General features: G+C 37.3%; 23 protein-coding genes. 2 read left to right on the top strand and 21 right to left on the bottom strand.

Annotated elements, in window-relative coordinates:
* Nucleotides 1–5: 5 nt before the first annotated feature.
* From BLS20_RS03255 to BLS20_RS03220, 9 genes are all read right to left on the bottom strand, one after another.
* Nucleotides 6–485 carry a hypothetical protein gene (locus BLS20_RS03255; RefSeq protein WP_090172169.1) on the bottom strand — a complete coding sequence of 160 codons (480 nt, stop codon included), beginning with the start codon at nucleotides 483–485 and terminating at the stop codon, nucleotides 6–8.
* Nucleotides 486–570: 85 nt separating this feature from the next.
* A complete protein-coding gene (locus BLS20_RS03250; RefSeq protein ID WP_090172167.1) occupies nucleotides 571–1,311 on the bottom strand; it encodes a YebC/PmpR family DNA-binding transcriptional regulator in 741 nt (246 codons plus the stop codon).
* 73 nt (nucleotides 1,312–1,384) lie between these two features.
* Nucleotides 1,385–2,890 carry an NAD(P)H-hydrate dehydratase gene (locus BLS20_RS03245; protein WP_176762271.1) on the bottom strand — a complete coding sequence of 502 codons (1,506 nt, stop codon included), beginning with the start codon at nucleotides 2,888–2,890 and terminating at the stop codon, nucleotides 1,385–1,387.
* A gap of 64 nt (nucleotides 2,891–2,954) precedes the next feature.
* Complete coding sequence (locus tag BLS20_RS13670; RefSeq protein ID WP_176762270.1) at nucleotides 2,955–3,662, bottom strand: coiled-coil domain-containing protein; 708 nt, start codon at nucleotides 3,660–3,662, stop codon at nucleotides 2,955–2,957.
* 4 nt (nucleotides 3,663–3,666) lie between these two features.
* The gene (locus BLS20_RS03240; protein WP_090172162.1) at nucleotides 3,667–4,305 is read right to left on the bottom strand and encodes a redox-sensing transcriptional repressor Rex; all 639 of its coding nucleotides are present in this window, start codon (nucleotides 4,303–4,305) and stop codon (nucleotides 3,667–3,669) included.
* 71 nt (nucleotides 4,306–4,376) lie between these two features.
* A complete protein-coding gene (locus BLS20_RS03235; protein ID WP_090172159.1) occupies nucleotides 4,377–6,278 on the bottom strand; it encodes an ABC-F family ATP-binding cassette domain-containing protein in 1,902 nt (633 codons plus the stop codon).
* A gap of 81 nt (nucleotides 6,279–6,359) precedes the next feature.
* Nucleotides 6,360–7,568: an NADP-dependent isocitrate dehydrogenase gene (locus BLS20_RS03230; RefSeq protein WP_090172157.1), complete on the bottom strand. Its 1,209-nt coding sequence runs from the start codon at nucleotides 7,566–7,568 to the stop codon at nucleotides 6,360–6,362.
* A 77-nt stretch (nucleotides 7,569–7,645) separates the two neighbouring features.
* The gene (leuS, locus tag BLS20_RS03225; RefSeq protein WP_090172155.1) at nucleotides 7,646–10,057 is read right to left on the bottom strand and encodes a leucine--tRNA ligase; all 2,412 of its coding nucleotides are present in this window, start codon (nucleotides 10,055–10,057) and stop codon (nucleotides 7,646–7,648) included.
* 405 nt (nucleotides 10,058–10,462) lie between these two features.
* A complete protein-coding gene (locus tag BLS20_RS03220; protein ID WP_090172153.1) occupies nucleotides 10,463–12,535 on the bottom strand; it encodes an elongation factor G in 2,073 nt (690 codons plus the stop codon).
* A gap of 265 nt (nucleotides 12,536–12,800) precedes the next feature.
* On the opposite strand from BLS20_RS03220, the gene BLS20_RS03215 reads away from it, so the two are divergent.
* Both BLS20_RS03215 and aroA read left to right on the top strand, forming a co-directional pair.
* Complete coding sequence (locus tag BLS20_RS03215; protein WP_090172150.1) at nucleotides 12,801–13,898, top strand: prephenate dehydrogenase; 1,098 nt, start codon at nucleotides 12,801–12,803, stop codon at nucleotides 13,896–13,898.
* A gap of 20 nt (nucleotides 13,899–13,918) precedes the next feature.
* Nucleotides 13,919–15,193 (top strand): 3-phosphoshikimate 1-carboxyvinyltransferase, encoded by a 1,275-nt coding sequence (gene aroA, locus BLS20_RS03210; RefSeq protein WP_090172149.1) that lies wholly within the window; start codon nucleotides 13,919–13,921, stop codon nucleotides 15,191–15,193.
* Between the two features lie 58 nt (nucleotides 15,194–15,251).
* Here the strand turns inward: aroA and BLS20_RS03205 are convergent, their stop codons facing one another.
* From BLS20_RS03205 to BLS20_RS03155, 12 genes are all read right to left on the bottom strand, one after another.
* Nucleotides 15,252–15,602, bottom strand: coding sequence for a PilZ domain-containing protein (locus BLS20_RS03205; protein WP_090172147.1), 351 nt, complete (start codon nucleotides 15,600–15,602; stop codon nucleotides 15,252–15,254).
* 97 nt (nucleotides 15,603–15,699) lie between these two features.
* Complete coding sequence (locus BLS20_RS03200; RefSeq protein ID WP_090172145.1) at nucleotides 15,700–16,209, bottom strand: hypothetical protein; 510 nt, start codon at nucleotides 16,207–16,209, stop codon at nucleotides 15,700–15,702.
* 35 nt (nucleotides 16,210–16,244) lie between these two features.
* Nucleotides 16,245–16,760 (bottom strand): hypothetical protein, encoded by a 516-nt coding sequence (locus BLS20_RS03195; protein ID WP_090172143.1) that lies wholly within the window; start codon nucleotides 16,758–16,760, stop codon nucleotides 16,245–16,247.
* 89 nt (nucleotides 16,761–16,849) lie between these two features.
* A complete protein-coding gene (locus tag BLS20_RS13665; RefSeq protein WP_176762269.1) occupies nucleotides 16,850–17,023 on the bottom strand; it encodes a hypothetical protein in 174 nt (57 codons plus the stop codon).
* Nucleotides 17,011–17,379, bottom strand: coding sequence for a hypothetical protein (locus tag BLS20_RS03190; RefSeq protein ID WP_090172141.1), 369 nt, complete (start codon nucleotides 17,377–17,379; stop codon nucleotides 17,011–17,013). The genes BLS20_RS13665 and BLS20_RS03190 overlap by 13 nt, the downstream gene beginning before the upstream one ends.
* 72 nt (nucleotides 17,380–17,451) lie before the next feature.
* Nucleotides 17,452–18,108, bottom strand: coding sequence for a thioredoxin family protein (locus tag BLS20_RS03185; RefSeq protein ID WP_090172139.1), 657 nt, complete (start codon nucleotides 18,106–18,108; stop codon nucleotides 17,452–17,454).
* 409 nt (nucleotides 18,109–18,517) lie between these two features.
* Nucleotides 18,518–19,726 carry an ABC transporter permease family protein gene (locus BLS20_RS03180; RefSeq protein WP_090172137.1) on the bottom strand — a complete coding sequence of 403 codons (1,209 nt, stop codon included), beginning with the start codon at nucleotides 19,724–19,726 and terminating at the stop codon, nucleotides 18,518–18,520.
* Nucleotides 19,716–20,315: an ATP-binding cassette domain-containing protein gene (locus tag BLS20_RS03175; protein ID WP_090172135.1), complete on the bottom strand. Its 600-nt coding sequence runs from the start codon at nucleotides 20,313–20,315 to the stop codon at nucleotides 19,716–19,718. Before BLS20_RS03175 ends, BLS20_RS03180 begins: the two co-directional genes overlap by 11 nt.
* Entirely contained in the window at nucleotides 20,312–21,343 is a 1,032-nt protein-coding gene (locus BLS20_RS03170; protein WP_143010218.1) for a hypothetical protein, read from the bottom strand. The genes BLS20_RS03175 and BLS20_RS03170 overlap by 4 nt, the downstream gene beginning before the upstream one ends.
* Nucleotides 21,344–21,504: 161 nt before the next feature.
* Nucleotides 21,505–21,771 carry a hypothetical protein gene (locus BLS20_RS13660; protein ID WP_090172130.1) on the bottom strand — a complete coding sequence of 89 codons (267 nt, stop codon included), beginning with the start codon at nucleotides 21,769–21,771 and terminating at the stop codon, nucleotides 21,505–21,507.
* Between the two features lie 128 nt (nucleotides 21,772–21,899).
* Nucleotides 21,900–22,952, bottom strand: coding sequence for a tRNA preQ1(34) S-adenosylmethionine ribosyltransferase-isomerase QueA (gene queA / locus BLS20_RS03160; RefSeq protein WP_090172128.1), 1,053 nt, complete (start codon nucleotides 22,950–22,952; stop codon nucleotides 21,900–21,902).
* Nucleotides 22,953–23,273: 321 nt separating this feature from the next.
* Nucleotides 23,274–24,350: a fibronectin type III domain-containing protein gene (locus BLS20_RS03155; protein WP_090172126.1), complete on the bottom strand. Its 1,077-nt coding sequence runs from the start codon at nucleotides 24,348–24,350 to the stop codon at nucleotides 23,274–23,276.
* Nucleotides 24,351–24,382 lie beyond the last annotated feature (32 nt).

Below are 24,382 nucleotides of genomic sequence, written 5' to 3'. Positions count from 1 at the left end.
TAGTACTATCGCCGTCTAAAAAATGATTTAAAGCTTTTAAATCCACTCTGTATTTCAGCCTCATTGACTGCTTTTATAACACCCATATGAAACCTATTGCTCCAGTCTTTTGCAATCAAATCCGCTAATCTTTTGGCCGATTCCATCCTGCTTTCACTCACATCCAATAAAGCCGGAAAGACATAGGATACTAATGCGAATTGATCGTTTAAAATCCTGATTTCGCGTTCTTTTTTCTTCTTTAGCTTTAAATATTCTTCATATTTTTTATCGACAAACTTTTGTGCAATCACATCCAGCATTTTAGGATTTTGTGAAGATTGATCATAAATCTGATTCAACATTAAAAACAATTTGTCAAAATGATCTTTTTCTGTATGCAAGACCTTTTGATAAGATCTGGCATTTAAGTTCTCTATCGGATTATCAAAACATAACAAAAACTGATAAAGACCTTCCGGTATATCCGAATATGTACGCTCCATGCTTGGGATTGTCCTTTCTGATCAACCACAATTTAATACACAAAAGACCTACATCTGTCATGAAAGATGCAGGTCCAAAAATTCATTATTCTTCGTCAGGCATATCCCAATTATGATATACTTCCTGAACATCATCATCTTCATCGAGCAAATCTAATGTTTTATTAATATTATAAAGATCTTGCTCATCGGTTAATGTTACATATGTCTGCGGAATCATGGTAACTTCTGCACTAGCCATAGAGATATTTTCTTTTTCAAGTGCTTCTCTAACCTGTCCAAAATCGTTTGGATCTGTAATGATTTCAAAGCTGTCATCTTCTTCCGTAAAATCTTCCGCTCCAGCATCAAGCGCCAACATCATAAGATCGTCAGCTTCCATCTCGCACTCTTCCTTAGCTATTAATATCTGACCTTTCTTATCGAACATATAAGAGACGCATCCTTGTGTCCCGATATTGCCGTTCCCCTTTGTAAATGCGTTACGAACATTTGCCGCAGTTCGATTCTTATTATCCGTAAGTGCATCAACAATGATTGCAGTACCATTAGGGCCATAGCCTTCATACGTAACATATTCATAATTTACCGAATTCACGTCACCGGCTGCTTTTTTTATTCCTCGCTCAATGGTATCATTTGGCATATTATTTGCTTTCGCCTTTGCAATAACATCACGAAGTTTGGAATTGTTTGCAGGATCAGGTCCGCCTTCCTTAACAGCAACCGCAATTTCACGGCCAATTACAGTAAATATTTTTCCTTTTGCTTTATCATTTTTTTCTTTCTTGTGTTTGATATTAGCAAACTTTGAATGTCCAGACATGTTATTCCTCTTTTCTTAAATCATATTTAATACATTTTACCATTCTTTGAAAACACTGACAAGCCTTTCAGCTTTACTCTATTTCGTTCATCGAAACGCATAATCCCTCAAGTAAATCCGATGCCATCAATGAATATTCATTCTTTATCTTTACCGCATTCGTGCCGGCCAAGCCATGAAGATAAGGACCAAACGCGCAAGCTTTTGCCGGAGGCATATTGATTGCGCACAAGCCGCCAATAATACCGCTTAAAACATCACCGCTTCCGCCGGTGGACATCCCACTGTTACCGGACTCATTGATATAGACCTTTTGTTTAACGTCTACGATAATACTGCGTGCATCTTTCATCACCAGATTGCAATTAAGATTCCTCGCATATTCCGTCGCAATTTTAATGGGATCTTTTTTTATGTCGGAAACAGACTTTTTGCACAGCCGAGACATTTCTCCTATATGCGGCGTCAAAACAAAGTTGGCTCCCAATTTTAGCTGCGACATGGTTGCGAGAATATTTAAACCATCCGCATCGATGATAACCGGTTTTGTTTTCTCTTTTAATACTTCTTCCATGATTTGCCCGGCTACCGTTTCCGTTCCAAGTCCCGGACCGCAAATAATGACACTCGCCCATAGTATAGATTTTTTCAACAGCTCAACACGAAACCGTTGTTCTTCGTATGTTTCTAGTATCGCTTCCGGAATAAGCGTTTGAACAATCTGCCTGTTCGATTCTTCTGTAAACACTTTCACAAGACCACAGCCGGTTTTATATGCCGCAGCAGCTGCAAAATATGCTGCCCCGCCCATATTTTGTTTTCCTGCAATCACTAATACCTTTCCATAAGTTCCTTTATTAGAACTTGATTTCCTTTTTGGAATCTCCGTCAAATCTGTTTTTTCAAGGATAAATGCAGTAGGTTTATGTTCCAAAAAACTATAATCATTAATACCGATTTCACAGCATACAAGTTCTCCCGTATAATCCACACCCGGATACAGATGTTGCCCTACCTTTTCATATCCAACCGTAATTGTAAGATCTGCCATAAATGCTGTACCCATAATCTGCCCATCATCCGCGCTGATTCCAGACGAAATATCAAGCGCTACTTTGTACGCATTGATTTGATTCATCCTCTCAATCAGATCGCAATAATCTCCTTCTATCCTTCGGCATAATCCCACACCAAAAATCGCATCCACAATCACATCTTGCTTTTTAAGCAGATTATCTAAATCTGTTTTATCTTTAAAGCAGCAAGGAACCTGATATTGCTTTGCTATATCCATTTGTTTTTTGCAATCGATCGACATATGCTCAAGGTTACCGGCAAATAAAATCTGCACCCGATATCCGGCCAAATGCAAAAGTCTCGCCAAAGCAATACCATCTCCACCATTATTCCCACTTCCACATACGATACAACAATTATCGTCATGTCTTATTTTTTCTTCCAACACCCGATACATTTCAAGTGCAGCGCGTTCCATCAAAACAAGTGAAGGCATTTTATAAAAATCAATTGTTGTACGATCGCATTGCTGCATACTTGCAGCGTTCAAAATCTTTTTCATGCCTGATACCTCCCATTTATTTATACCAAAACTGACTGTTGCAAAATCGCAACAGTCAGCTATATCATTTTTGTTCTTCTGTTTTAAAATTCTCTTTCCCTTTTTCGTTATTTTTTTCAGCCGAAACAACCTTGATCTCACTTTTAGGTGTCTTAAGATCAAAGCTCTCGTCATACTGTATATCAAAGACATCAAGTACTTCCGGACCCAAAATCGCATCCATATAAGCATACATCTCACGATTTTTTGTTTCACAATATTGCTTCTTGATAATCTTCTTTTTTAATTCGACTCTGACAGAAGTAATCCATTTGGCAATTTCTTTTGCTTCAGCGTCATTAGAATGCAGTTTTTCGTAGCAAAAGCACATACTCAAAATCATGAGATTTAAATTAGCTTCCTGCAAATCATGCGGAACTTCAAGAAGTTCATCTTCCGCATTCTCAATTTTCTGATTGAGCTGTTCAATCAGCTCTTTATTCTTATCTAGTTTTTCTTCTTGCAGTGTATCTTTAGAAGCCGCTTCAGCACCGTCCATATTATCAACAATACTTTGCATTAATGTGTTTTTTAGTTTTTTATATTCTTTTATCTCTTCATTTAATTTCGACTGACGCTGCATCTGCTCGTTCACAATTCGCTCAGCTTCCACTATCTCTTCTGTCTTATTTTCGCCTTTAAACAAATGATGCCACTTATTATCCAGCACCAAAAGCGGAACCTTCTTTCCAAGCAATGATTGTTTGAACTTATTTACATCAAATTCTGCCATATCATCATTCCTGTTCCATCTCGTGTTTCACAATATTATAAGATAATTGCATCAAAGAATCCGATAAGTGCACATTTTGTACCACAACTCCTTCGGGTACTTCCAAATCAAGATGTGCAAAATTCCAGATAGCTCGTATACCGGCCTTTACAACTCGATCCGTAACATCAAGAGCCATTTCTTTTGGAAGAGTCAATGCCACAATATCCACTTTGTTATCCGCAAGGAAATCTTCTAGTTCATCCATCATCTTAATCGGAATCCCACGAACCGAAAGACCTCGCATAGCAGGGTTTACATCAAATAATCCGATGGTAACAAATCCTCGCTTTTCAAACTTAACATAATTCGCTAATGCTTGTCCTAAATTACCGGCTCCTATGATAATAATATTATGTTGACGATCGAGACCTAAAATCTTCCCGATTTCTTCATAAAGGTATTGTACGTTATATCCATAACCCTGTTGTCCAAAACCTCCAAAATTGTTCAAATCCTGACGAATCTGAGAGGCTGTAACTTTCATACGAATGCTTAGTTCATTTGACGAAATCCGCTCTACCCCATTATCAAGCAGTTCTCCTAAGTATCGATAATAACGAGGCATTCTTTTGATAACAGCCTGCGATATTTGTTTTTCCACTTACTCTTTCCTCATTTCGTTAATAATATATCATTTCAAATAATTATAGTTTTTTTGGGTAAAGATGTCAATTATTCAGCCAGCTCTTCCCACTTTTCATACAACTCTTCTAAGCGATTTCCATTTGTTGTTAACTGCTCACTTAGCTCATTTAACTTTGCCGAATTCGAAACATTTTCAGGAAGAAGCATAAGCTCTTCAAGCTTTGAATTTTCTCCTTCTAATTTATCAATTTCTTCTTCAATCTGTTTTATTTGCTGGTTTTTCTTCCGAAGTAAAGCAGCCTCTTTTTTTTGCTCTTTCCAATCCGCTTTCCCTTCCGAAGTCTTTGTTTCCTTTTGGCTTTGCTTTGTTTCATGCAAGCCAATTTCGCTGCTTTTTTCCAGATAATAATCGTAATTACCTAAATAACCGGTCAACTTGTGATCTTGAAGTAAAAGAATACGCGTAGCTGTTTCATTAATAAAATATCGGTCGTGTGAAACATAAAGCACTGTTCCGGTATAACATTTTAAGGCCTCTTCTAGGATTTCTTTAGAAGGAATATCCAGATGGTTTGTTGGCTCATCCAAAATCAAAAAATTAGCATTTGAAAGCATTAGTTTTGCAAGTGATACGCGTCCTCTTTCACCACCGCTCAAAGTCGAAATCTTTTTAAACACGTCCTCATCGGTAAACAAAAAAGCCGCCAAAACATTACGAATTCTGGTTTGCGTCAAATCCGGATAGGCATCCGAAATCTCTTCATAGATTGTTTTTTCCAAGTGGAGCACATGATGTTCCTGATCATAATAGCCAATCTCTACATTACTTCCCAAACGAATTGTCCCTTGTTCAAATGGTTCTAAGTTATTAATCATTTTTAGAAGTGTTGTTTTGCCGGTTCCATTAGCGCCAATGATTGCTACCCTTTCTCCACGCTGAATCAATTCATGGAGATTATCAAACAGCAATTGTAAGCCAAAAGATTTACGAACACCATCTAGCGTCAGCACATCCTTTCCACTAATAATTTCCGGTTCTAAGCTAAGACGCATTTCACTTCGTTCTTCTATCGGCTTTTCTAACACCTCCATTTTATCCAATGCCTTTTTTCGGCTTTCTGCTCTTTTTATAGATTTTTCTCTGTTAAATTGCTTTAATTTATCAATCACCTGGTTTTGGTGTTCAATCTCTGCTTGTTGTGCAAGATACGCTCGCAATCTTTCCTCGCGCTTTTTTTTGCTCTTTTTTGCATAGTCCGTATAATTTCCGTCATATTGACTAATAATTCCATTGGAAATTTCTACAACCTTTGAGACAACGCGATCGAGGAAGTATCGATCATGAGAAACCACCAAAACGGCGCCCTTATAATTTTTCAGATAACCTTCAAGCCACACCACCGAATCTATGTCCAGATGATTGGTCGGTTCATCCAAAATAATAAGGTCCGGTTTCGACACCAAAAGCTTGCATAATGAAACGCGGGTTTTTTGGCCTCCCGATAAAGTTGAAATCTTTTTATCAAACTCTTCATCTTTAAACCCAAGACCTCTTAATATTCCTGTCACTTCACCTTTATAAGCATATCCATTGGCGTCCTCAAACTCATGAAGAAGCTTATGATATGCATTCATATGCGTTTCTAGTTCCTCTTTGGCAAGAGAATCCATACGGCTTTCCATTTCATGCAGTTTTTCTTCCATAACAAGAACATCTTTTTTCTCTTCTAATACCGCATCATAAATCGACATCTCATCTTCAATATTTTGATGCTGCGCCAAATAACCGATTGTTGTATTAGAAGAAAGTGTAATCGTTCCTTCATCCGTATCTAATTCTCCGAGAATCATCTTTAACAAAGTTGATTTGCCGGCGCCATTGATACCAACAATCGCAACTTTTTGATGATCTTCCATATGAAAAGAACCGCCTTTAATAATCGATTCATCACCAAATGATTTTTGAATATTAGAACACGATAAAATCATATGCTTCTCCTTCTTCACAAAAATACCGCCGAAATATAATCATCCCGGCGATATCTTCCACTTGCAGTTGCAAAATATCTTTTATAATAATTTTTCCAATTCTTCTTTAATTGCTTTTATAAACTCTGAAGAGTTTAATTTTTTGGCATTCGGAAGAGTTGTGATTCTAGTAAGATCTCCGCTCATGCGTCCCGACTCAATTGTTACAATGCATGCCTTTTCCAATTTGTCCGCAAATGCTTTAAGTTCTTCATTTCCGGTTAAGTCACCATTTTTACGAAGCGCACCGGTCCATGCATAAATCGTCGCGAGTGGATTCACTGAAGTTTCTTTACCTTCCAGATAATCATAATACTGATCTTGGACTGTTCCATGAGCCGCTTCATACTCATAATATCCATAAGGCGATACCAAAGTTGAAGTCATCATCGGCATGGAACCAAATGCAGCTGCCACCATATCACTCATAACATCTCCATCATAGTTTTTGCATGCCCAAATCATTCCGCCTTCTGATAAAATAACCTTTGCTACAGCATCATCAATCAATTTATATGAAAAATATATTCCGGCTTTCTCAAACTTGTCTTTATATTCTTTTTCATACATTTCTTCAAAAATATCTTTAAAAGTATGATCATACTGTTTGGAAATGGTATCTTTTGCACCGAACCAGAGAGGCTGTTTGGTATCTAAAGCAAACTGAAAACAACTATGCGCAAAATTTTCAATTGATTTATTGATATTATGTTGTCCTTGCACAATTCCCGGGCCATCAAATTCCTGAATCAATTCTCTTGTTTGTGTTCCATCTAAAGCCGTATAAACCAGTTCGCATTTTCCTGGACCAGGAATCTTCATTTCTGTTGCTTTATACAAATCTCCATAAGCATGTCTTGCAATTGTAATTGGTTTTTTCCATGATTTAACATTTGGTTCTACACCTTTTACAATAATTGGAGCTCGAAAAACTGTTCCGTCAAGAATTGAACGAATCGTTCCATTAGGACTTTTATACATTTTCTTTAAGTTATATTCTTTTACTCGAGCAGCGTTCGGTGTAATTGTAGCGCATTTTACAGCAACTTTATATTCTTTCGTTGCATTTGCAGCATCAATTGTAACCTGATCGTCTGTCTCATTACGATTTTTTAAACCTAAATCAAAATATTTGGTATTTAATTCCACATAAGGAGTTAATAATTCATCCTTTATTTCTTTCCAGATAATTCTGGTCATTTCATCGCCGTCCATCTCAACGATTGGCTGAGTCATTTTAATTTTTTCCATCTCCAACTTCCTTTCTGTTTTTAGTCGTTATCTGTTTGGGAAAAAAGAGAAAGCGCAAAATCGCTTTCTCTTTGGAATTATTTCATCACAATATTGACAATTTTACCCGGAACATAAATTTCTTTTATTACATTACCAGTAAGCTTATCACGAATGGCCTCTTTTCCCTTTGCAATCACTTCATCTTTTGAAGCATCTTTTGAAATTACAATCGTTCCTTTTGTCTTTCCATTAATCTGAACAGGAATTTCTATATCATTATCAACCATGAGACTTTCATCATAGGTTGGCCATTCATTTTCAAAGACTGATGTGTCATGTCCAAAATCAGACCACAATTCTTCTGCAATATGCGGAGCAAAAGGCGAAAGTAAAATGACAAATGTTTCTAAAGTCGTTTTGTCTATTCCACCTGTTTTCGCAATATCATTTAATTTATTGTTATATTCCATAAATCCCGAAACAACGGTATTTAAACTAAAGTTTTCAAGCCTTGTTGTGATATCTTTAATCAAACGATGTCTGATCTTAACCAGCTCTGGTGTCTCCTTCGCATCTTTGTCCATCTGACTTTGACACAAATTCCAGAATTTCTTTATAAAACGATAGACGCCATCAATTCCTCGATCATCCCACTCAGAATCAAGTTCAGGCGGTCCTACAAAAAGTTCATATAGTCTTAATGAATCGCAACCATAATCTCTAACGAGTTCATCCGGTGATACTACATTACCTTTTGACTTACTCATTTTGATGCCGTTTTTGCCGGTAATCATTCCTTGATTAAACAGTTTAATAAATGGCTCATCAAAGTCAACAACTCCAATATCATTTAAAAACTTAGTATAAAATCTTGAATATAAAAGATGAAGTACCGCATGTTCCACACCACCGATGTACATGTCTACAGGAAGGTATTGATTCGCTTTTTCTTTCGAAACAAGTTCTTCTTTATTTTTATTATCTACATAACGAAGGAAATACCATGATGACCCTGCCCACTGTGGCATAGTATTTGTCTCGCGCTTAGCCGGCTTTCCACAGCAAGGACACGTTGTATGAACCCACTCATCAATATCGGCAAGCGGAGATTCTCCGGTTCCGGTCGGCTGATAAGAATCCACTTTTGGCAAAAGCAACGGAAGTTCTTCTTCCGGTACAGGTACCGCACCACAATCAGGACAATGTACAATCGGAATCGGTTCACCCCAATAACGCTGTCTTGAGAATACCCAATCTCGAAGTTTATAATTCGTCGTTGCACGGCCGATCCCCATCTTTTCAATCATTGCCGGAGCTTCTTTCTTTAAAGTTGCAGACTCCATACCATTCCATTCACCAGAATTAATCATGGTTCCTACGGCATCGGTATAAGCTTCTGTCATATTTTCAATTTCTTTGCCATCCTTAGCAATTACTTGAATAATAGGTATTTCAAACTTTTTAGCGAATTCAAAATCGCGGTCATCATGCGCCGGTACGCACATGATTGCACCGGTACCATAATCGGCTAAAACATAATCCGAAAGCCAGATTGGAACCTTCGCTCCATTTAATGGATTTATCGCATAAGAACCTGTAAAAACTCCAGTTTTTTCTTTTCCTTGAAGACGATCCACGGATGACTTAAGTGAAGATTGATAGATATATTCTTCTACCGCTTCTTGCGTCTTTGGTGTTGCAAGTTCTTTCGCCATTGCATGTTCCGGAGCAAGTACCATAAAGGTTGCGCCATGTAAAGTGTCAGGACGCGTTGTATAAACCGTAATCTTTTGATCTGTTCCGTCAATAGCAAAATCAACCTCTGCTCCTTGGCTCTTACCAATCCAATCAGCCTGCATCTTTTTTACTTTTTCCGGCCAATCAAGTTTATCAAGATCGCTTAACAACCGATCCGCATACTTTGTGATTTTAAGCATCCATTGCTTCAAATTCTTCTTTGTAACATCTGCGCCGCAACGTTCGCATTTACCGTTCACGACTTCTTCATTCGCAAGTCCGGTCTTACATGAAGGACACCAGTTAATCGGCATTTCTTTTTCATATGCAAGCCCTTCCTTAAACATCTTTACAAAAATCCACTGTGTCCATTTATAAAATTCCGGATCCGTAGTATTTACTTCCATATCCCAATCATAGACAGCGGAAATCTCTTGAATCTGACGCTTGATATTCTTAATATTTTCATTCGTTGATTTTTCCGGATGTACCCCCATCTTAATCGCATAGTTTTCTGCCGGAAGTCCAAACGCATCCCATCCCATCGGATGAATAACGTAATAATTGTGAAGCATCTTATAACGACTCCACACATCCGATATCACATATCCACGCCAATGACCTACATGAAGTCCATTACCTGATGGATATGGAAACATATCAAGACAATAATACTTTTTCTTCTTATTGTCATTTACATTTACAGGATGTTCCTGCCAATGCTTTCTCCATTTTTGTTCGATTTCTCGATGATTATATGATCGTTCCATGTCTTTATAAACTCCTATATTTTCTCCTATGTGCTTTTACAAAAACCGCAAAAATACACTATTAAAAAGTTTATCACAAGGCTTTCATTTGTCAAGTAGCCGTCAACGCTATGCATGTACCACCACTTACGTTATCCTACAGTCAAGACTCGCTCGCGAGTCTTGCGCGCCGGATTCGGGTCTGCTTCAGCAGACAAATTCCTGTCCGAATCCGTGCGCATCCTCGCGGAGCGTTTAACTCAGTCGGAGAAATCCCCACCTCACACAGCTTGAGGTGGGGAATTTCTCCGACTGAGTTAAAACAAGAATCGAAACACTTAAATATTCCGATTCTTGCTTTTGCTACATGAAGTAGCCATCAATATTATATGATATAAGGAAAAATGTACTCCTGGCTTAGAATGCTTATTCTTTTTCTAATTTGGCAATTTCTTGTTCCTGCACATCGGAAGGGGCCTGTTCATATCTGGCAAAATCGTATTCATAATCACCACTACCTGCCGTCATAGAACGAAGATCCATTGTATAACCGTACAATTCCATATATGGAACATCTGCAACAATTTCCTGCTTTCCATTGTCTATAGGATTCATTCCAAGAATTCTGCCACGTCGCTTATTTAAATCTCCCATAACATCCCCGGTATATTGATCCGGAACCTTAACCTTAACAGTTGCAATCGGTTCAAGAAGTACCGGATTAGCCTCCATAAATCCTTTTTTGAAAGCCTGGATTGCAGCTGTCTTAAATGCCATCTCTGATGAATCAACAGAATGATAGGAACCATCATATAAAACCGCTTTCACTCCAACAACCGGATAACCGGCCAAAGGGCCTGCCTTAACTCCTTCTTGGATTCCCTTTTCCACTGCCGGAAAATAATTCTTTGGAACAGCACCACCTACAACAGTCTGTTCAAATGTATACGCCGTCTCCAAATCACCGGATGGTTCAAAGGTCATCTTAACATGACCATACTGTCCATGTCCTCCAGACTGCTTTTTATATTTATATTCCACATCCGCTTTCTTTCGAAGTGTTTCACGAAATGCGACTTTCGGTCGTGTTAATTCAATTTCTACTTTATATTTATCCTTTAATAAACTAACAATGACATCAAGATGTTGTTCGCCAAGTCCATATAATAACGTCTGACCATTTTGTGCATCATTCACATTACGAACCGTTAAATCCTCCGACATAATCTTTGAAAGCGCCTGTGATATCTTATCTTCATCCCCTTTATTCTTCGCTACATATGCGCGATACGTATATGGTTTTGGAAGATCCGCTTTTATGTAAAGCACCGGATTGGCTTTGGTTGATAAGGTATCTGTTGTTCCAACCTTACCTAGCTTCGCTAATGCGCCTAAATCACCGGCATGAAGCTCCGGCACCTCAACAGCTTTATTCCCCTGCATGACATAAATCTTTCCAACCTTATCTTCTGCATCCTTTTCATGATTAAATAAAATGTCATCCGTTTTTATCACGCCCGAATTCACTTTAATTAATGAATATTTACCAATAAACGGATCCGCAATGGTTTTATATACATAGGCCGTCTTCGGTTTTGAAAAATCATAATTTGCTTCAAATACACTATTTGTCAAAATATTAATTCCGGAAATCGGTCTTTTATCCGGCGAAGGAAAATATTTAATAATATCAGACAACAATGTATACATACCTCTCGCCAAGGTATTCGATCCCATAAGAACAGGAATAATAGAGCCATCTACAACATTAACACGAAGTGCCTGACGAATCTCATCTTCCGAAAATTCTTCTCCGTTAAAATAGCGATCCATAAATTCTTCGCTGGTTTCCGCAACCGTCTCCATTAAAACCTCACGACAAATGCTAAGATTCTCTTTGGAATATTCCGGGACATCGAATTTGTCAACACCCCCGTCGTTGTTCCATTTTTTAGCTTTTTGTTGGATAACATTTACATAGCCTGTGAATTCGCCGTTTTCACGAATCGGCAAATGAAATGGTGCTATCTTTTTTCCGTATAAATCCTGAAGATCTGCAACCACTTGACGATAAGATGCATTATCATCATCCATCTGCGTAACAAAAACGATTCTTGGAAGATTATACTTTTCACAAAGCTCCCACGCACGTCTTGTTCCAACTTCGATTCCGGCTTTTCCGGATACAACGATTATTGCACTATCTGCAACCGAAAGTGCTTCTTCTACTTCACCGGCAAAATCAAAATATCCGGGAGTATCCAAAAAATTAATTTTCACGCCTTCCCACTCAATAGGAATCACTGATGTAAAGATTGAAATGCCACGTTTTATCTCTTCTTTGTCGTTGTCGCTTATGGTATTACCATCTGCAATCTTGCCCATCCTACCGGTTAATCCGGACAAATATGCCATTGCTTCGACAAGTGAAGTCTTTCCGCTTCCCCCATGGCCCAATAAAGCTACATTTCGAATCTTATCTGTTGTATAAACGTTCATTGATGTCCACCTCATTTCCGTAATATGTTGTTTATATTGTACTAAACTTTTTCTTTTCTTACAACACAAAGTGTCGAAATGCATAACATAGCGTTCCATTTCTCTTTTATTATTCGTCATTTATTTCTAAGTTGTGTAATTTATAGTCTTTATTTTGGTACAATATAAACAACTTACTTTTGCGCTTTAAAGTGTTGATTTATTTAATGTTTATGTTAAGATTAAGTTCATGACAACAAAAACTAATTAAAAGGGGATCATTATTATGCATTTGCAAACTGTCGGAATCATTGGTCTTGGATTAATCGGGGGATCCATGGCAAAAACAATAAAAAAACATATGCCAAATATTCAAATTCTTGCATACGACAAGAATCAAGATGCTTTAATTCAGGCTAGCTCTGAAAAAGTTATCGATGGTTTTTCACATCTATCTGTCTCTGTACTCGAACCGGCAGATTTGATTATTTTGTGTGCAGAAGTCAAAGAAAACATTCAGTTATTAAACGAACTTAAGCCTTATTTATCCAAGGAAACCATTATCAGCGATGTGGGAAGTGTCAAAGAAGAAGTTGTTACAATTATGAAACAAGAAGGCCTCTCTACTAACTTTATCGGCGGACATCCTATGGCCGGTTCTGAAAAATCCGGGTATGAGAATGCAACTGACTTTATGTTTGAAAATGTTTATTATATCCTGACCCCAACTGAAGATACACCGGAACATCTTACAAACTCATTTAGTGAATTTTTATTAAACCTCAAAATCCTTCCTAAAGTGATGACACCTCAAATGCACGACTATGCTACAGCTGCAGTTTCCCATTTTCCGCATATACTTGCATCTAGTCTTGTAAATGTAGTTTCTTCTCTAGATGATGAGGAAGAAACATTTAAACAAATAGCTGCCGGTGGTTTTAAAGATATTACACGAATCGCTTCGTCTTCACCGGAAATGTGGCGTCAGATCTGTTTGAGCAACAAATCTGCAATCTGTGATATCATCAGTGCTTTCAAAAAGCAATTAGACAAGATGGAACAATTTGTATGTTCGGCAAACAGCGATCAAATCTATCATTTTTTTGAAGATGCAAAAAATTATAGAGATTCTTTACAGATCAAATCCAAAAACACCCTAGAAGGAGCTTACGAATTCTATTGTGACCTTGTAGACAAACCCGGCGGAATTGCAACCATCACCACCATTCTTGCCTGCAACCAGCTCAGTATTAAAAATATTGGCATCATACACAATCGAGAGTATGAACAGGGCGTTCTTCGCCTTTCCTTTTATGACAATCGTTCTTACAACGAAGCAATTGAAGTATTACAAGGATATAATTATACTATATACGAACGTTAATAAAGATGGAGTTGACTATTATGAATATAAAACCACTACGCGGGGAAATCGTTGTTCCCGGCGACAAATCTATTTCTCATAGAAGCATTATGTTTAGTGCTTTAGCTGAAGGCACAAGTGAAATTACAGATTTTCTTTCCGGAGCGGACTGTTTATCGACAATCGACTGTTTTCGCCGCATGGGAATCGATATTAACCTTGAGCAAAACCATGTACTTGTTCATGGAAATGGTCTTGATGGACTAAAAGCGCCAAATCAAATATTAGATGCCGGAAACTCCGGAACAACCGTACGTCTTTTAAGCGGTATTTTGGCCGGACAACAATTCGCATCACAGATCACCGGCGATGCGTCTATCCAAAAAAGACCAATGAATCGAATCATCGAACCGCTTTCAAAAATGCATGCTGCCATCCAAAGCGATCGGGCAAATGGTTGCGCACCGTTATCCATCAGCCCTTCACAGCTTAGAGGAATCACTTATCATTCACCGGTTGCTTCTGCTCAGGTAAAATCCTGTGTATTACTTGCAGGCATGTATGCGAATTCTCCCACTACAGTGATTGAACCTGCGCTTTCTCGTAACCATACAGAGCTCATGCTATCTGGGTTTGGTGCAGAAATTACATCTCACAATTTTACTGCAACGATTAACCCAAGGCCTAAATTACATGCAATGAAAATCCAAGTTCCGGGAGATATTTCTTCTGCCGCCTACTTCATTGCCGCTGCCTTACTAATTCCAAACAGCGAAGTTTTGATCAAAAATGTTGGTCTCAATCCAACAAGAGATGGCATTATCAAAGTTGCGCAAAGCATGAATGGAGATATTCGTTTCCAGAACAAACGCATCGTATCCGGCGAACCAGTCTGCGACCTTCTTGTTAAACACAGTAATCTAAAAGCAGCTAACATTGGCGGAACCGATTTGATTCCAACACTAATTGATGAAATTCCGATCATCGCGGTAATGGCTTGCTTCGCACAAGGAACAACCGTTATCAAAGATGCGCAAGAACTAAAAGTTAAAGAATCCAATCGCATTGATGCTATGTGTCTTAACCTAAATCGTATGGGTGCTCAAATCACACCTACCGATGACGGCATGATTATAGAAGGCGGCAAACCGCTTCATGCAAGTTCTTTGGTTACAACACATAATGACCACCGAACAGCCATGGCCATGACTATTGCAGGACTTGCCATCGGAACCAAAAACCCATTAGACAATTCCGATTGCGTCTTTGTATCCTATCCGAATTTTTTTGATGACTTGCATCAATTATTGCAGTAAAAAAAGCTACCGCTTAGATCTATCAAACCATCTAAGCGGTAGCTGATTTTTTATTTTATTATTTTCCTAAATTTTCCTCAAACAATTGATAAATCTCAATCTTAACAGCATCTGCATCCGGCATTCCTACGAAAGTAGCGCCATAATCATATTCATCCCCAACCTTATTACAGCGAACAACTTCTAAGACTGTTTCAATCTTCTCTTTTGTCCAAATTGTAATCTTCGCATTATAATATGAACCAATCTCAAGCGGAACCTTTGTTTCAAAGCCTATACCGCTCTTGGACATATCTTTCACTTTTACATTAGCAAATTTTACAGTTGTTATTCCATCGCCGTTGTCAAGTCTTTCAATTTCCACATTGACATCAAGCGGCAAACGCTTTGATTTTCTTCTTTCGTCCATAATACACTCCTCCTGAGATTGTGAATAATATTTATAAATATTTTCTCACAACCCCAAATCGATGTCAATGAATTACAATATTGTTCCCAGTGTTCTTCTATTTAAACCACCACTTAATAAAAGCCGTAGCCCAGGGGAGCATCCCCAGTTCGTTTAGCTTATCTATTAATTCTAAAATCGCAAACGGAGCAACCGCAACCAACACATATAGCCATTTAGGTGTCCAGTGTTCTATCTCCTTAGTGTCCGGTTTTTCAACCTTTGACACATCAATGTTTTCTTCCTCTGCTATTATATATAAACATTTTGTATAAGCATTGATATAAATCTTTTTGCTCACTTCCCTCATAATCAGCCCAAATATAGCTAAGCCAACAAACACAAATACAATTTGCCATCTTGGCTGAAATACAGCCACCATCTCCAGCGAAATGCCCCCTACAACCACTAGCATAAGACGTTTCACTCCATAACTAGCCTCCTTCGGTTTTTTTTGCACCACTCGAATCCCCCCTATAACGCATTCTATAACCAGATAGATTATCAAGATTGCGCTCATTACGTGCAAATACAAATTTTTAAATTCTGTTATTTCAATAAAACTCATTCTTTATTTTCTCCTTTTTGATTTGATTCTTTTATTTATTCAAACCACTTAATAAATGCCGTAGCCCAGGGGCACATTCCCATTTCATTTAACTTATCTAAAATTTCAATTATAGAAAAAGGACCACAGAACGCTAGAATGTATACCCACCTAGGTGGCCAATTCTTTACTACTTCTTCCGGATTTTTTTTCTTCACTTTGGACTGGTCTGTTCTCTTAAATACGCTCATAGTATAAATTCCCTCTTCATATTGATCCACGTAATAATCAATAACACACGATCTTACAAACAAAGCAAGAAGCACACATATAATTAGCACAAAAATGATAGGCCATCTTGGTTGAAATAACCCTGCCCATGAAGGACTTCCTAATATCAATGCCGTCAAGCTCATCCTCTTCATTCCATAACTTGCTTCCACCGGTTTATTTATCCTTATTAGGATCCATTCTATTAGTTCCTCTGCATATATATACATCCAAAAAAGTATAAGCGTTGACAATATGAGAAATTCTCTAAATTCTGTTATTTCAATTAGACCCATTAACATTGTGCCATCTCCTACTACTTACTACTGTTTTTTTGTAGATAATAAAACCCCGGCTCTCTATCTTTCCCAATATTGTTCCCGGTGTTCTTCTATTCAACCCACCACTTAATAAAAGCCGTAGCCCAGGGAAGCATCCCAAGTTCGTTTAGCTTGTCTATTAATTCTAAAATTGAAAACGGAGCAACCGCAACCAACACATATAGCCATTTAGGTGGCCAGTGTTTTACCACTTCTTCAGGGTCTTTTTTTTCTATCTTTGACACATCAACTTTTTTTGACGTCCCATTATATATACACCCTTTTTATAAAGTTCAAGATAAGCATTTATACTCACCTGTCTCTCGAATAATCCTAATAGAACTAATCCGACAAATACAAAAACTATTTGCCATCTTGGCTGAAATATTGCCACGATTACAAGCGATAATATTCCTAAAGACACTAACATAATACGTTTTATCCCATAACTAGCCTCCTTGGGTTTGTTCCGTTTCACTCGAACCGCCTCTATAACGCCTTCTGTAATAAGATATATCCACATGATACAAATCATTAAATCTAAATACCAGTCTCTAAATTCTGTAATTTCAAGAAAACTACTATCAAGAAAACTCAACATTATTTATCTCCTACTTACTACTATAACGGGACCTTCCAAATATCCAATATCTTCTCGATGTGCGGATATTTTTTACTGTATCGCTTCTTCGATGCTTTCAATATTATTCATCGGATCATCCCAGGTTGCCTGTACCTCTCCGTTCTTCGCCCAAATCACAAAAGGCACTGAGTTAATCCCATATGCTTCAAGAAAACTCTGATACTCATCATTATTGCTCTTTTCTTGATCTAAATTCGTATAATATGTGGTCAGCTCCACACTATCACGTTCCAACACTGTTGTTATCTCATTTTCAAATTCAAAGCAGTCTTGACAATCTTCTCGACCAATATACACGACAACATCGTCTGCATTAGTTAACACATCCTCAACTTCCCTTAAGCTTACTCCATCAAACCATTCGCTTTCTATATAATCTTCCTGCTTTGCAGCCCCCACGGTGTAACCCTTAAACTCATTATAATGAATCACAATGTTAATCACACACAACGCAACGGATACTATTAGCAAAATAATCGAAAACTTTCCCCTATCGGCAGATCTCCATGCCATTATCAAAACCACCGCCAGTACAGCAAAAATCAATGAAATCCATGACATTACGGATGACGCAGTAGACTCACTAATCGATGGATTGCTATCTAATATATACCCGCCACGTATCAGTATAATCACCGAAACCATGATGGGAATCATCATTAATATACCTAATAAATACTTTTTCATGTCCTCACCTGTTATGAAGTGACCTCCTGTCAAGTGTTTTTTCAAGAAATCACATCAAGCTTTTCCTTTCTTTAGTTTTAACACTGGGTACAGAGGCATTGTTGTTATGCAGATGAAATCTGATAACATCTGATTTCTCTGCTTAGTCACAAATTATGATATTACCTATGCCACTTTACTGGATGCTGCTTTTGTGGACTAATTCTTCAGATGCCTTTCAGACAATCTTCGATTTGAATACACACATCATTCACATAGGAACTGTATAGTATAACCATCGAAGGAAGCAAATCCTTAGATAAAACTTTTTCATAATCTCCCTCTTTTAAGAACCTGCGATAAGGCTGAATTCTCCCCCCTCATGTCAGTCCTATCGCAGGTTCTTTTTTTGAATCTTTTGCGGTTAGCACTACTCAAACTGCTTTGTCTCTTTAATCAAAAACAATAATTCCTTCTTTACCACTTTTCTTACATAACATTCATTTACGATAAAATCTAAGATTCCTAGAAGAATACTCACGCCGATTATCATAAGAATTATAATAGAAATCCGTTGGCTATCCATCATAAGCACTGTCAATAAAACGATGCATATTCCGGCTACCAACCAAAGGCCTGCAAAAATTTTATTTATATTACGACGATAAACAGCACGAAGTCTCTTCTCGCTAAATCCCATAAATTTCATTATGCCCATATCCTTTCGGCTCATATCAACATAGGCGATCAAAGAAAGGACTAAATTTATTGATGCAACAATTAACAGTACTGCAATCATCAAAAAGAACAAAACACCATTTTTCTGCAGACTGCTTCCCATGGCATCAAAGGCCGAAAAAGTATAGTTGATATCATAACCTGCCTTTGCTAATTTTTCGGCAGCCAAATCAACCTGATACAAATCATCCACATATACATATGCGGAATATACTGTAATCTTGTCTGCTACTTCGGCATCATAAATACTATCCATTTCATTATATTCGTCATAATATTTTTTCAAAATATTTGAAAACGTATCCTCATTTACATATACTTCGTAAAGCTCCTCAAAATCATCCGAAAAATAGTCAATGGATTTCTTTGCTATGACATCTTTTCTTGGATATGTAATCCTATTCGAATCATTGGAGGATACATTTCCCTCATTATCAACTTCAATAAGCGGTATATCAATTTCAAGTTCTTCCTCTTTAAAATCATTGGTGTAAAAAGTATCACTTTCCATTTTTTCCAATGATATATAATCCTCTGCATCCCGGTCTGCTCCAATAAGATTTACCGCATATTCATCGTTTATTGTTGCTCCGTTTATGGAATAAAGGAACCCTACCGTTCCCTGAATATCTTTCGTATCCATTATCTTTTCTATTTCTTCTTTATCGATACTGTTAAGATTTCGATAAGAATTATCTGCATATTTTCCCTCAAGCGACAAAATATGAACGATATCATTTTCCGTATAATTCTTTTTCACATCGTTAGAATAATTAAAATAGAATAGCAAAGAAAAGCACAAAAGCGCTATCATGATCACAAATATGATGAGGGATAATTTAAGATAGGAACCGGATTTTCTTAAGATAAGTTTTGAAACGTATTTATCATTATACTTCAATTAGTTCCCCCTCCTTAAGCTCCAGTAATGTATAATCGGATGTTTTCTTTATATACTGATGACTTACTACAATTACAAGAGGGCATTCTAGGGAGAAAATATATTTCATTATCTCCTCACTGTTCTTTTTATCAAGATTTGCGATTGGTTCGTCCATCATTATAACGTCTGCACTTGAGCAAGATAAGATTGCTAACTGAACTCTCTGCCTTTCCCCGCCGGAAAGGAGACCCACCTTTGTTTTTAATTTATCCCGCAAATTAAATTTATCTGCATATCTTTGTATCAGTTCCTCTTTTTCTTCCGATTCAATAGCGATACATTTAAGCATAATATTTTCATATACGGTCAAATTATTAAAAATCATCGGTTCCTGGAACAAATAATTTATTACCAAATCATTCGTTTTAATATATCCGGAATCGGGTTGAAGATATCCCGAAATCAAATTGAGGAGTGTTGATTTTCCGCCCCCGTTTTCGCCTTGAATAATATATCTTCCCTCGTGAAATTCGTAAGAAAGCTTTTTAAAGATCTCTTTGTTTTTATATTGAAAACACAACTCGCTAATCGTAATCATATCTCTCATTTTGTTTTTTCGATCTCCAATACATCTGTCTGACCTTCACAATATATATTTAATTTTGAGTCATCAATAATGTAGCCGTCAAAATCTTTTTCCGTTTTTATAATCTCGCCGCTTTCAATATCAACAATATCAGCGGAAATGTCATTTTCTTCATCTACATAAACTTGAAGAAGCAGCCCATAATCGGAAAGGACCTCAAGATCTGCATCCTCTTTTGTTGAATAATATTTCTTTCCGTTTAAATCCCGCAAATTGTTTTTACTATCAATATACAAAAGCTCATCGTTATAACGGTAAATATAATCTGTGTCTATTTTTGAGATTTTGTGAGATTTATTCTTTTTCAATGAATAATCATATAATTCAATGGCCTCTTCATCCTCTAAATATTCTGTATAATATAAGTCGTCATTAATTATGACACCGTTTGATACGAGAGGTTTGTCGAATTCATAAAAATCAACGATTTCATCTCCTTCGATATACGCAAGAGCCCTGGTCTCGGAATCCCCCAGGTCATTGATTCCATGTATAAAATACATATTTTCATTATAATAGCCAATAGGACAAAGAGAATCTGTTTCTACCACATCATAAACAGATTCCGCACAATGCGTTTCTTTATTGAATTTAACAACACTAAACTTATTGTAACCGGAACTGCCTATCGTATAATAGGTGTTATCATACTCTTGCCCTTTTACTCCATAGGCAAATAAATTATTGGCAGCAGAGCTATAAAGCGCTTCCCACTCCTTTGAATCTGTATTATAAACACCCAAATTTTCTTCGTAGGTGTTATATAGAAGTACCTCGTTTCCTTTAATCGCTGTTTCCGAAAAATAATTGTAGTCACTTACTGCTTCATCTTCGTATGAATATACATCAGTTTCATCTTTTGAAGAATCGCAGCCACACAATGCACATATTGCTGCTGTCACTAGAATTATTTCTAAGGTTTTTCTCCCCATGTGCTTCCCCTCTCTGATTGTACCTACACGTGATAAAGGGCTTGGCTTACCAACCAAGTTCCTTACTCAAATATCCTTAAAATTTGATTAACATCCGCATGATACGGTTGTCCTCTTATATCCGCCAGCCAGCTTTACAGAAGCTGTTGTTGTAATCCAAAAATTATATCCTGCCAAATCACAATCTGGTGAAATTGTAAAATTCGAACGTTCGAACTCTACTTTGCTCCCGTTTGTTGAAGCCCAATACTTTGTTTTAGATTCAATATTCTGCCAAGTACTACTGGATCCCGCCGAAATTGAATACGAGTTTTCGTGCCAGAATATTTTGCATATACATAAAACTTAACTTTTCTTACAACACCACTTGAACTTAGTGAGCCATACGTCTGACGTTCTGCATGTGCATAAAGAGTTCCCCCACCATTTACAGAAATATTTTCATCATCTTTTGTGTAATAATTGGCCAGATTTGCAACACTCACATTGACCGGAAAAATAGATAACCCAAGAACTAAAACCGTAGAAAATTTAATAACTTTTTCATTTTCCCCTCCCCAACTTGAAAAGCTTTAAATTGCTTAAAATGCTTACATCCTACACTCTAGCCTTCCTATAATTTTTTGTCAAGATTTTCTATATTATCCGTAATAAACATAGCATCCCCAAAGGAGAAAAAACGATATTGTTCTTTTACAGCTTCTTCATAGGCAGCTAACACATGCTCTCTTCCGGCTAACGCAGATACCAACATCAAAAGCGTAGACTGCGGCAGATGAAAATTCGTAATAAGGCAATCTAGAATCTTAAACTGATATCCCGGATAAATAAAAATATCCGTCCAGCCACTTTTCGCACTCAACTGTCCATCCTTCGCAGCAGACTCAATCGTTCTGCAACTTGTCGTTCCCACGCATATCACTCTGCCGCCTTTCTTCTTCGTATTATTAATAATATCAGCAGCTTCCTGATCTATCTGATAAAACTCACTATGCATATGATGATCTAATACATCCTCTACTTTTACCGGGCGAAAAGTTCCAAGTCCAACATGAAGTGTAACCTCTGCGATTTCGACTCCCATCCTACGAACTTCTTCTAACAATTCTTTCGTAAAATGTAAGCCAGCTGTAGGTGCTGCAGCCGATCCATCGTATTTCGCATAGACGGTCTGATAACGGTTTTTATCTTTTAATTTATGAGTGATATAAGGCGGAAGTGGCATCTGTCCAAGTCTGTCTAATATTTCTTCAAATATACCTTCATATGAAAATCGAATCAATCGATTTCCTTCTTCTACAATATCTACCACTTCACCTTTTAGTAATCCTTCACCAAAGGACACTCTCGCGCCGACTTTCATTTTCTTTCCCGGCTTTACAAGACATTCCCAAATATCATTTTCTTTTCTTTTTAGCAAAAGCACTTCTATTTGTGCACCGGTATCTTCTTTTTCACCATATAATCTAGCCGGAATCACTTTCGTGTTATTCAAAACAAGACAATCTCCCGGCTTCAAATACTGTGTAATATTTTTGAAAATTTCATGTTTCAACTTGCCGGTTTCTTTATCCAAAAGAAGTAATTTCGAAGACGAACGATCTTCTAATGGATCTTGTGCAATTTGTTCTTGTGGTAAATAAAAATCAAAATCTTTTACAAGCATTTATATCGCTCCTATATTTTTTACTAAGACAACATAACCTATCATAAGCAGATTCTTATTTATTGTCAATGAAAAAGGCGCCCCTTAGGACACCTTTTTTCGCTCTTGCAGGATGAAACGTCAAGACTCGCTCGCGAGTCTTGCGCGCCGGATTCGGGTCTGCTTCAGCAGACAAATTCCTGTCCGAATCCGTGCGCATCCTCGCGGAGCGTTTAACTCAGTCGGAGCTTGTACCCCGACTGAGTATAGTTTGTCATAACCCCCACCTACGCTAACGCTTAGTGAGGTGGGGGATTTCTTCGACTGAGTTAAATCCTCTTATTAATAAGTATGAACATATCCTCCGATTGTTCCTAATGATTTCACTGCTTTCTTTGAGCCTTTAATCTTTCCATTTACTATTACTTTGTAATAATAATAATATTTCTTTGTATTCACGCTTTTCTTAGCAACTTTTGTAACTTTATAGCTGGTTTTTTTCGTAGTTTTCACTTTCTTCCAATTAAGAGTGGATGTATCCGAAACATAACTAGAAGATTTTGCGCAATAGACCGTATAACTCTTGGCATTTTTTACTTTTTTCCATTTTACAATAAAGCTTCCTTTTTTCAAGCCACTCTTTGAAGAAGTATCCTTAGCCTGTGATTGTGCAAATAACGTTTTAGAAGCGCCTTTAAAGGTTATTCCATTAGATTTAAAGTACGGTGTAACTACAATCTTATATCCGGTACCAGGTTTTGTACAGGCAAGTTCATAGTAAGTTCTTGCATAAGTAGAATAATATGTTTTAATTTTTTTGCCCTTATAATTATATACCTGAATGATATATCCATAATTACTGCTTCCGTCTGCACAACCATAGCTCAAATAAGAAGCATCACTATCTACTGTCCAACCGATTCTTGCTTTATATTTCGAAGAAGATGAAAATCCAAAATGATCCACCAAAGCCAACTTATTAATTGCAGACGGAGTAGTCATTGCATAGCCGTAATAGGCATAATTATAAGTACTTGTTTCTGTATTCGGTAACACATAAACTGCAACATAACTATTTTGCACCAAACCTGAGATTGTTACTGTCTTGGACGTGACAATTGTACTTCCCGAACTCATTGTCGAACCATTATAACCAATTACATATTCTACCGTCCAGCTTGTTGATGCTGAATTTGAATCATCCCATGTAAGAGTAACCGAATTACTCGTCGCCTTGGTCTGCTTTAAATTATTAACCGTTCCGTAATATCTTACAGAACCTTTTGCCTCATCTTGAAGAACCGAATTCTCCATCATCTCCGACTGATTTGTCGTATCTGCAAATGCATTTACATTTCCCATGGTTATCATCGTAAACGCTGCCAAAAGCAGACACAGTGTTTTTTTAAACTTTTTCATTTGTTATATCCTCCCATAATATAATCCAATAT

Origin of the sequence: Eubacterium oxidoreducens, assembly GCF_900104415.1 — a bacterium.
In the GTDB taxonomy this organism is placed as follows: domain Bacteria; phylum Bacillota; class Clostridia; order Lachnospirales; family Lachnospiraceae; genus Eubacterium_C; species Eubacterium_C oxidoreducens.
Note: the sequence above shows the minus strand (reverse complement) of the source record. Positions and strands in the feature narration are given on the sequence as shown.

Coding starts and splice junctions, on each gene's coding strand:
- leuS (WP_090172155.1), bottom strand. CDS start 10,057: ATGGAACGATCATATAATCATCGAGAAATCGAACAAAAATGGAGAAAG.
- BLS20_RS03185 (WP_090172139.1), bottom strand. CDS start 18,108: ATGAAAAAGTATTTATTAGGTATATTAATGATGATTCCCATCATGGTT.
- BLS20_RS03230 (WP_090172157.1), bottom strand. CDS start 7,568: ATGGAAAAAATTAAAATGACTCAGCCAATCGTTGAGATGGACGGCGAT.
- BLS20_RS03220 (WP_090172153.1), bottom strand. CDS start 12,535: ATGAACGTTTATACAACAGATAAGATTCGAAATGTAGCTTTATTGGGC.
- BLS20_RS03155 (WP_090172126.1), bottom strand. CDS start 24,350: ATGAAAAAGTTTAAAAAAACACTGTGTCTGCTTTTGGCAGCGTTTACG.
- BLS20_RS03215 (WP_090172150.1), top strand. CDS start 12,801: ATGCATTTGCAAACTGTCGGAATCATTGGTCTTGGATTAATCGGGGGA.
- BLS20_RS03250 (WP_090172167.1), bottom strand. CDS start 1,311: ATGTCTGGACATTCAAAGTTTGCTAATATCAAACACAAGAAAGAAAAA.
- BLS20_RS03255 (WP_090172169.1), bottom strand. CDS start 485: ATGGAGCGTACATATTCGGATATACCGGAAGGTCTTTATCAGTTTTTG.
- BLS20_RS13670 (WP_176762270.1), bottom strand. CDS start 3,662: ATGGCAGAATTTGATGTAAATAAGTTCAAACAATCATTGCTTGGAAAG.
- queA (WP_090172128.1), bottom strand. CDS start 22,952: ATGCTTGTAAAAGATTTTGATTTTTATTTACCACAAGAACAAATTGCA.
- BLS20_RS03235 (WP_090172159.1), bottom strand. CDS start 6,278: ATGATTTTATCGTGTTCTAATATTCAAAAATCATTTGGTGATGAATCG.
- aroA (WP_090172149.1), top strand. CDS start 13,919: ATGAATATAAAACCACTACGCGGGGAAATCGTTGTTCCCGGCGACAAA.
- BLS20_RS03175 (WP_090172135.1), bottom strand. CDS start 20,315: ATGAGAGATATGATTACGATTAGCGAGTTGTGTTTTCAATATAAAAAC.
- BLS20_RS03245 (WP_176762271.1), bottom strand. CDS start 2,890: ATGAAAAAGATTTTGAACGCTGCAAGTATGCAGCAATGCGATCGTACA.
- BLS20_RS03205 (WP_090172147.1), bottom strand. CDS start 15,602: ATGGACGAAAGAAGAAAATCAAAGCGTTTGCCGCTTGATGTCAATGTG.
- BLS20_RS03200 (WP_090172145.1), bottom strand. CDS start 16,209: ATGAGTTTTATTGAAATAACAGAATTTAAAAATTTGTATTTGCACGTA.
- BLS20_RS03190 (WP_090172141.1), bottom strand. CDS start 17,379: ATGTTGAGTTTTCTTGATAGTAGTTTTCTTGAAATTACAGAATTTAGA.
- BLS20_RS03195 (WP_090172143.1), bottom strand. CDS start 16,760: ATGTTAATGGGTCTAATTGAAATAACAGAATTTAGAGAATTTCTCATA.